Raw genomic sequence first — 7,558 nt, forward strand, 5'->3', positions numbered from 1 at the left:
CGTCCGTGGCGGCTGCGGCCCTGCCGTTACGGCATCTTGTGGACGAACGGGCCGACCGCGTTGGAGAACGCGTTGCCGTTGTTGGCGTCCCAGTTGGTCGACCAGGTCATCGCGCCGCGGATGGTCGGCCACTTGGCCGGCGGCACGAAGCTGCCGCAGTTGTTGCCGGTGGCCAGGCAGTCCAGCGCGTTGTTCACCACGGTCGGCGAGACGTAGCCGCCGCCCGCCGCCTTGGTGGAGGCCGGGACGCCGATGCCCACCTGGTCCGGCCGCAGGCCGCCCTGGATGTGGGTGCAGACCTGCGAGGTGATGAAGTCGATGGTGCCCTGGTTGTAGACCTTGCCGTCGCAGCCGTTCATGCCGCCCGAGTTGTAGAACTGGGTGTTGACGACGGTGAGGATGTCCTTGGTCTTCAGCGCCAGCTGGAAGTAGGCGCCGGAGGTGCTGTACATCCCGATGGTCTCGGGGGCCATGGTCAGCACGAAGCCGGGGCCGACCTTGGCCTGGAGGGCGTGCAGCGCGTCGCCGAGCGGGCCGGCCTGGACGCCGTTCTCCAGGTCGACGTCGATGCCGTCGAAGCCGTAGTCCTTGATGATCGCGTAGGCGCTGTTGACGAAGTTGGCGCCGGCGGTGGCGTCCCCGACGGTGATCGCGCCGTTCTGCCCGCCGATGGAGAGGATGACCTTCTTGCCGGCCGCCTGCTTGGCCTTGATGTCGGCGCGGAACTGGGCGTCGGTGTAGCCGCCGAGCGCCTTGGACAGGCCCGGGTCCAGGGTGAAGCTGATCGCGCCGGTCCGGGTCGGCACGGCGTCGGCGAAGGAGACCGCGATGATGTCGTACGCGCTCTGGACGTCGCTCAGCCGCTGCACGGTCGAGTTGTTGTCGAAGTTCTGCCAGTAGCCGGTGACCAGGTGGGCGGGCAGGCCGGTGGCCGGCGGGGTGGTGCTGGTCGGCGTGGCGGTGGGGGTCGCCGTCGCGGTCTGCGTGGGCGTCGCGGTGGGGGTCGGGGTCGCCGTCGTGGTCGGCGTCGCGGTGGCCGTGGGGGAGGCGGTGGCCGTCGGCGTGGAGGTGGGGGTCGCGGTCGGCGACGGGGTGCCGGTGCCGCCGGGGCCGATCAGCGCGACGTCGTCGGCCAGGTAGGCGCTCTGGCCGTACCAGCCGTGCAGGTAGACGGTGACGCTGGTGGCGTTCGCCCCGGTGGTGAAGGTGGTGGACAGCTGGTTCCAGCTGTTCTGGTTCGACCAGGCGGACGGGTCGGTGCCGCCGGTGCCGCGTGCACCGAGGTAGACGTACGGGCCCTGGACCCACGCGCTCAGCGTGTAGCTGGTGTTGGGCAGCACGCTGATGGTCTGGGTGCACTCGGCGGTGTCGCCGGCGCCCGGGGTGGCCTGGAGTGCGCCGGTGCCGGAGTGGACCGGGGAGGAGACCGTGGTCGCGGCGCCGGTGCAGGTCCAGCCCGCGAGCCCGCCGTCGAAGCCGCCGTTGCCGACCAGGTTGCCGACCGCCGCGCTGGCGCCGCCGGCGAAGAGGGCGAGGCCGCCGCCGGCCAGGGCGAGGGCGGTGGCACCGGCCGCGACGGCCGGGAGGGGGCTGCGCCGGCGCTTGTGCGAAGGCTGGTTCAGCGTACGGGCCATGGGGTGACGCTCCTGGGGGAGGAGCGGCCGCCGCGGTGGGGGGCGCGGCGGCCGCGTGTGGGGGAGGGGAGGTCCGAAGTGAGCCTGCGGGGCGGAGGAGGAGGATCGTTCCGTCCCGGATCAAAAGCTGGACTAGACCATTGCTGGCCGTCAAGCACCGGAAGAACGGCTTACGGTTCCGTTAAGGATTCGGAGACCGTTCCGTGTCCCCGCCCCGGGGGCCCGGAACGACCCCGCCGCCCGCCCGGAGGGCCCCCGACACGCCGGTCGCGACAGACTTCGTACAGGACCGTGACCAGACCGCTACCTGCGGCTTTACCGTGCACCTGCGTGCCGGAGTAGGCTGCGCCGGGGGCGGTGACGCACCAGTTGCAACGAGCACGGAGGGGCCGGGAAACATGGGTCTGCGCGATGTCGCCGAACGGACGCCGGGGCTTCGCACCCTGCTCAGCGGGATGTACGGGCTCTACGGCCGGCGGGTCGAGGTCCACCTCGCGAGCACCCCGCGCCACATCGGCGTGATCCTGGACGGCAACCGCCGCTGGGCCAAGGCGGCCGGCGGCTCCACCGCGTACGGCCACCAGCGCGGCGCCGACAAGATCAGCGAGTTCCTCGGCTGGTGCGACGAGACCCACGTCAAGGTCGTCACCCTCTGGATGCTCTCCACCGACAACCTGGACCGCCCGGCCGACGAGCTCGTCCCGCTGCTCGGCATCATCGAGGACGCCGTCACCGGCCTGGCCGCCGCCCGCCGCTGGCGGGTCAACCCGGTCGGGGCGCTGGACCTGCTGCCGCAGCACACCGCCGACGTGCTCAAGCGGGCCGCCGACCAGACCGCCGAGATCGACGGCATCACGGTCAACGTCGCGGTCGGCTACGGCGGCCGGCACGAGATCGCCGACGCCGTCCGCTCGCTGCTCCAGGAGCAGGCCGGCCGCGGCACCTCGATCGAGGAACTGGCCGAGATCCTGACCGTCGAGCACATCTCCGAGCACCTGTACACCCGCAACCAGCCCGACCCCGACCTGATCATCCGCACCTCGGGCGAGCAGCGGCTGTCCGGCTTCCTGCTCTGGCAGAGCGCGCACAGCGAGTTCTACTTCTGCGAGGCGTACTGGCCGGCCTTCCGCAAGGTCGACTTCCTGCGCGCGCTGCGCGCGTACGAGCAGCGCCACCGGCGGATGGGACTGTAGCTCCGGGCCGGCGGCCCCCGGCCCCGGCCGCCCGGAGGAAATGACCGCCGTAGGCCTGGCCTACCCGGCGCCTGCGCGAGGCCAAACGTTCACCGGCAATGATCCGTCAGTTCGCCGGGCACGCGAATGCACCGTTCCCCGCCTGGGAATACTCCAGTCAGTCCGGCCCCGAGGCCACAGGGGCAGCGGGGGCCGGCTTGCCGCGGATGACGCAGGGTCATCCGCTCTGGAGGCCTAGTGGTCAGTTCCAAGAGCCGCCGGACACCAGACCGGCGCACGTACGTTCTCGACACCAGCGTGCTCCTGGCGGACCCGCTCGCCATGACCCGCTTCGAGGAGCACGAGGTCGTCCTCCCGGTGGTGGTCGTCACCGAGTTGGAGGACAAGCGGCACCACCCGGAGCTGGGCTACTTCGCCCGCCAGGCGCTGCGGCTGCTCGACGACTACCGCATCCGCCACGGCCGGCTCGACGAGCCGATCCCGGTCGGCGAGCTCGGCGGCACCATCCGGGTCGAGCTCAACCACTCCGACGTGTCGATACTGCCGGTCGGCTACCGGGCCGGCGGCGGTGAGGCGGACACCCGGATCCTCGCGGTCGCCCGCAACCTCCAGGCCGAGGGCTACGACGTCACCGTCGTGTCCAAGGACCTGCCGCTGCGGATCAAGGCCAGCTCGGTGGGCCTGCTCGCCGAGGAGTACCGGGCCGAGCTCGCGATCACCTCGGGCTGGACGGGCATGTCCGAGCTGCACGTCCCGGCCGACCAGGTGGACGCGCTGTTCTCGGCCGGCCACGAGGCCGGGGTGGACGTCGACGGGGCCACCGAACTGCCCGTCCACACCGGACTGGTGCTCACCTCGGAGCGCGGCCGGGCGCTCGGCCGGGTCACCGGCGACGGCCGGGTGCGGCTGGTGCGCGGCGAGCGCGAGGCGTTCGGGCTGCGCGGGCGCAGCGCCGAGCAGCGGGTGGCGCTGGACCTGCTGCTCGACCCGGAGATCGGCATCGTCTCGATGGGCGGTCGGGCCGGCACCGGGAAGTCGGCGCTGGCGCTGTGCGCGGGGCTGGAAGCGGTGCTGGAGCGGGGGCAGCACCGCAAGGTGATGGTCTTCCGGCCGCTGTACGCGGTCGGCGGGCAGGAGCTGGGCTACCTGCCCGGCACCGAGGCGGAGAAGATGGGCCCCTGGGCGCAGGCGGTCTTCGACACCCTCTCCGCCGTCACCACCCCGGACGTGATCGAGGAGGTCATCTCCCGCGGGATGCTGGAGGTGCTGCCGCTGACCCACATCCGGGGGCGCTCGCTGCACGACGCGTTCGTGATCGTGGACGAGGCGCAGTCGCTGGAGCGGAACGTCCTGCTGACGGTGCTGTCCCGGATCGGCCAGGGTTCGCGGGTGGTGCTCACCCACGACGTGGCGCAGCGGGACAACCTCCGGGTGGGCCGCTACGACGGTGTGGTGGCGGTGGTGGAGAAGTTGAAGGGCCATCCGCTCTTCGCCCACATCACGCTCACCCGCTCGGAGCGTTCGCCGATCGCGGCGCTGGTCACGGAGATGCTGGAGGACATCCACCCGTGATCCGCCCCAGATAGGGGCATAGTCAGACAATACGGTCAACTGGTGGCCTGGAGCCCGCTCCTGACGGAGCGGGCTCCATCCGGTTCATCACATCGAGTGCTTTCCGTCCAGGGAACTGCCGTGCGGTGAATGTGACATGCGCCACGCGGGCGGGAATTGCGTCGGCAGTGCCCGGTGCGGCATGGTGAGGGTTCTGTCAGGCCCCGCGTACGGCGCGGCAGGGCTCCCGGACTCCGGGAGTCAGGCCCCGGAAGGTCCACCAACTCCGGTCGGTGGACACACAATTGAAGACCGTTGAGCTGTACGCCGCCCGATTCCAACGCCCGGTCGCCTCACCTCGGCCGGACGCCGGGCCAGCACCTCCCGTGACCAGAGCACCGTGCGGAGGTCCGTGTCAAGGGGCATGTTGCGCCCGTACGGTCACACGTGGGCGATGCTGGAAGGAATCCATGTGACTCGGATCTCGGTCCGGGGAGTTGCTGTGGCCTCCGCCACCGCCGTCACCGCTGTCGGTGCCGTCGTGGGCATGGCCTCGGGCAGCGAGGGCAAGACGACGCAGACGGTCGACGTCGCCGGCGCGACCCTGCTTGCCGAAGTCCCCTCTGGCGCCCAGGCGCAGACCATCAGTGACAACATCGGCCAGCAGGCATCCGCCCAGCAGGCCTCCGCCGACGCCGCCGCCAAGGCTGCCGCGGAGCAGAAGGCCGCCGAGGAGGCCGCGCGCCAGAAGGCCGCCGCGGACGCCCAGGCGAAGGCCGACGCCCAGGCGAAGGCCGACGCGGACAAGGCGGCCAAGGCCGCCGACGACGCGCGCAAGGCCGCCGACGCCGCCGCCAACCGCTCCAAGGCCCGCTCGGCGATGACTGCGGTCGAGGACAGCGCGCCGCCCGTCTCGGTCAGCCCCGGCTCGGTCCAGGACCTGGCCCGGCAGATCGTCGGCAACGACGCGCAGTTCCAGTGCTTCAGCCAGATCGTGAAGCGCGAGAGCGGCTGGGACTACACCGCGACCAACAAGAGCTCCGGCGCGTACGGTCTGGTCCAGGCGCTGCCCGGCACCAAGATGGCCTCGGCCGGTGCCGACTGGCGCACCAACCCGGCCACCCAGATCAAGTGGGGCGTCAGCTACATGAACAGCCGCTACGGCAGCCCCTGTGGCGCGTGGTCGTTCTGGCAGTCCCACAACTGGTACTAGGAACGGCTGCCGCCTCGGCGGCGCGGTTCCGCACGGCCCCCGGCCGCTCGTCCGTCCAGGACGCGCAGCCGGGGGCCGTGACGTTCTTTGGCCCGGGCGTTCTCCGGCCCGGGACGAGGCGGCGGACCGCGCCGCCCGGGCTGCGCTGACCAGTGCGCCCTCAGGCGGTGCGGTCCCGGTTGCGGACGCGGGGCGCGGGAAGGGGTCCTGGTTGCTCCCCGTACCGGCCGGTCCGCCGGCAGTTGGCCGTGGGGCGACCTCGGCGGTTCGGCTCCGGGGTCTCGTCCCGACTCCTCCCCAGCGAAGCATGTCCGAAACCAGATGGAACCTGGCGTTTTGTCCGGTTCATCGGGATGGGAGGTTCGAGTCGAACGGACCGGCGGTCGGACTGGCCGAGCCCTCGCCGGGTAGCGTCATCCCTGACGGCCGCGGCAGGACCCGCGGCGTACCGCCGGGCACGGCGGGTTCGGCAGGGGAGCGGTGGTAGCGAGGATGGCGCGGGGCGGAAAGGCCTTCAAGGCCGTGGCCAAGGGCATGGCCGTGGTGGCGAGCGCGGCCGCCGTGATCGAACGGCGCCGGCGTGCCGCGATGGCGGCCGACCCCGACGAGCCGGCCCTCCCGGCGCCGGCCGTCGGGCACGTGCCGGCGCTTGTGGACGGGGGTGTCCCGGCGCTCGACGAGGCGCCCGGCCCGGTCCCGGTCCCGGTTCCGCGGGCCGACCCGGCCCCGGCGGTGCCGGCGGCCCCGGTGGCCGACACGGTCCGGCCGTCCGCCGCGGCGGGCCCGGCCGCCCAGGCCGTACCGGTCGCGCACACCGGGTTCGGACGGGAGTACCACCCCGGCCGCCCGGCCACGCCCGCCGAGGCGGTGCCGTGGGGGCTGCGGGTGGCCGCCGAGTCGACCTGGCGGCTGCTGTTGCTCGGCGCCGCGCTCTACGTCGTCTTCTACGTGGTCGACATGCTGCGGCTGGTCGCCTTCTCGGTGCTGGCCTCGTTGCTGATCACCGCGCTGCTGGAGCCCTCGGTCTCCTGGCTGCGCCGGCGCGGGGTGCCGCACTCGCTGGCGGCGGGCGGGGTGTTCCTCAGCGGTCTGGCCGGGATCGGCCTTGTCGGCTGGTTCGTGGTCTGGCAGGTGACGACCAACCTCTCGGACGTCACCACCCAGGTGAAGACCGGCGTCAACCAGCTGCGGGACTGGCTGGTCACCGGGCCGCTGCACCTGACCCAGCAGCAGATCACCGACTTCGCCAATCAGATCACCAAGGCCATCACCACCAACACCGATCAGCTCACCTCGGCCTCGATCACCGGCGCGCAGATCGCCGTCGAGGTGCTGACCGCGCTGCTGATGACCTTCTTCACCACCTTCTTCTTCCTCTACGACGGCGCGAAGATCTGGAACTGGGCGCTGCGCGGCCTGCCCCGGCACTCCCGCTTCGCGATGGCCGGAGCCGGCCCGAAGGCCTGGGCGACGCTCACCGCCTACGTGCGCGGCACGGTCTGCGTGGCCTTCATCGACGCGCTCTGCATCGGCATCGGCGTCGACCTGCTGGGCGTGCCGCTGGCCCTGCCACTGGCCGTGATCATCTTCCTGGGCGCCTTCGTCCCGCTGGTCGGCGCGCTGGTCACCGGCACCGTCGCGGTGCTGATCGCGCTGGTCACCCAGGGGCCGTGGACGGCGCTGATGGTGCTGGTGGTGCTGGTGGTGGTGATGCAGGTCGAGAGCCACATCCTCCAGCCGCTGATCCTCGGCCGGGCCGTCCGGGTCCACCCGCTCGGCGTCGTGCTCGGCGTCGCGGCCGGCGGCATCGTCGGCGGCATCGGCGGCGCGGTGGTCGCCGTCCCGCTGATCGCCGTCACCAACACCGTGGTGACCCACCTGCGCCGCCGCAACGAGGCCGGCCAGGCCGTCTTCACCGCGCTCGAAGCCGCCCGCGAGGCCGCCGAGCGCACGGCCGGGCGTACGGC

Annotated in this window: 5 protein-coding genes; 4 read left to right on the plus strand and 1 reads right to left on the minus strand. The window is 72.2% G+C overall.

Translation table 11 applies throughout. The features are described from left to right. Nucleotides 1-26: 26 nt before the first annotated feature. Nucleotides 27-1,634 (minus strand): chitinase, encoded by a 1,608-nt coding sequence (locus ACFU7Y_RS35745; protein ID WP_380770851.1) that lies wholly within the window; start codon nt 1,632-1,634, stop codon nt 27-29. Nucleotides 1,635-2,032: 398 nt separating this feature from the next. On the opposite strand from ACFU7Y_RS35745, the gene ACFU7Y_RS35750 reads away from it, so the two are divergent. The 4 genes from ACFU7Y_RS35750 to ACFU7Y_RS35765 form a co-directional block, all read left to right on the plus strand. Then, entirely contained in the window at nt 2,033-2,827 is a 795-nt protein-coding gene (locus ACFU7Y_RS35750; protein ID WP_308020298.1) for an isoprenyl transferase, read from the plus strand. 237 nt (nt 2,828-3,064) lie between these two features. Then, complete coding sequence (locus ACFU7Y_RS35755; protein WP_224284425.1) at nt 3,065-4,399, plus strand: PhoH family protein; 1,335 nt, start codon at nt 3,065-3,067, stop codon at nt 4,397-4,399. Nucleotides 4,400-4,850: 451 nt separating this feature from the next. Then, nucleotides 4,851-5,591 (plus strand): transglycosylase SLT domain-containing protein, encoded by a 741-nt coding sequence (locus ACFU7Y_RS35760; protein WP_224284426.1) that lies wholly within the window; start codon nt 4,851-4,853, stop codon nt 5,589-5,591. 492 nt (nt 5,592-6,083) lie between these two features. Beyond that, nucleotides 6,084-7,558, plus strand: a 1,475-nt coding sequence (locus ACFU7Y_RS35765) for an AI-2E family transporter (protein WP_380770852.1), incomplete at its 3' end; no start/stop codon positions are given.

This window comes from Kitasatospora sp. NPDC057542 (assembly GCF_042801945.1).
In the GTDB taxonomy this organism is placed as follows: domain Bacteria; phylum Actinomycetota; class Actinomycetes; order Streptomycetales; family Streptomycetaceae; genus Kitasatospora.

What these genes read in the sequence shown, in the direction of transcription:
- ACFU7Y_RS35745 (WP_380770851.1), bottom strand. Translation starts at nt 1,634, where the DNA reads ATGGCCCGTACGCTGAACCAGCCTTCGCACAAGCGCCGGCGCAGCCCC.
- ACFU7Y_RS35750 (WP_308020298.1), top strand. Translation starts at nt 2,033, where the DNA reads ATGGGTCTGCGCGATGTCGCCGAACGGACGCCGGGGCTTCGCACCCTG.